Here is a 1,072-nt window from a genome sequence, read left to right as displayed (position 1 = left end):
AGGCGGTGGATCAGCCACGGGTAGCCGTGGTAGGCGAAGATCACCGGCTTGTCGGTGGTGAACAGGCCGTCGTACTCGAAGTCGCTCATCCCGTGGGGGTGTTCCTCGCGCGGCAGCAGCCGGGTCATGTCGACCACGTTGACCACCCGGACGGCGAGATCGGGCAGGTGGCGGCGCAGCAGCTGCGCGGCGGCCAGCACCTCCTGGGTGGGCACGTCACCGGCGCAGGCGAGGACGACGTCCGGCTCGCCGCCGTTCTCGGTGCCGGCCCACTCCCAGACACCGGCGCCCCTGGCACAGTGTGCGCGTGCCGCGTCCATCGACAGCCAGTCGAAGCAGGGCTGTTTGCCCGCCACGATCACGTTGACGTAGTCGCGGCTGCGCAGGGCGTGGTCCGCCACCGACAGCAGCGTGTTGGCGTCCGGCGGCAGGTAGACCCGTACGACTTCGGGGCTCTTGTTGAGGACGTGGTCGACGAAGCCGGGGTCCTGGTGGGAGAACCCGTTGTGGTCCTGGCGCCACACGTGCGAGGTGAGCAGGTAGTTGAGGGAGGCGATGGGCGCGCGCCAAGCCAACTCCCGTGATGTCTTCAGCCACTTGATGTGTTGGTTGACCATGGAGTCGACGATGTGGACGAACGCCTCGTAGCAGGAGAACAGGCCGTGCCGGCCGGTCAGCAGATAGCCCTCCAGCCAGCCCTGGCAGGTGTGTTCGGAGAGGATCTCCAGCACGCGGCCGTGGTGCTCGAGGTGCTCGTCGACCGGCAGATGTGCGGCCTGCCACGCCTTTCCGCTGACGTCGAAGACGGCCTGGAGCCGGTTCGACGCGGTCTCGTCCGGACCGACCAGGCGGAAGTCCCGGCGTCCGCCGGTGTCGTGCATCACCCGGGCCAGGAGGTCACCGAGGACTCGGGTCGGCTCGTGCAGGGTCGTGCCCGGCTTGTCGACGCGTACGGCGAAGTCGTCGAGCGGTGCGACGGGCAGGTCGCGCACGAGCAGGCCGCCGTTGGCGTACGGGGTGGCGCCGAGCCGCTGGGCTCCGCCGGGGACACAGTCGAGGACGTCGGCCGTGG

Annotated in this window: 1 pseudogene; it reads right to left on the bottom strand. The window is 69.4% G+C overall.

The features are described from left to right. Positions 1-1,072 (bottom strand): annotated as a pseudogene (locus ACIRF9_RS52725) (phosphoketolase); the annotation flags it as partial.

It is taken from the genome of Streptomyces sp. NPDC096132 (genome assembly GCF_044763345.1).
In the GTDB taxonomy this organism is placed as follows: domain Bacteria; phylum Actinomycetota; class Actinomycetes; order Streptomycetales; family Streptomycetaceae; genus Streptomyces.
This window is presented reverse-complemented; position numbering and strand designations above follow the sequence as displayed.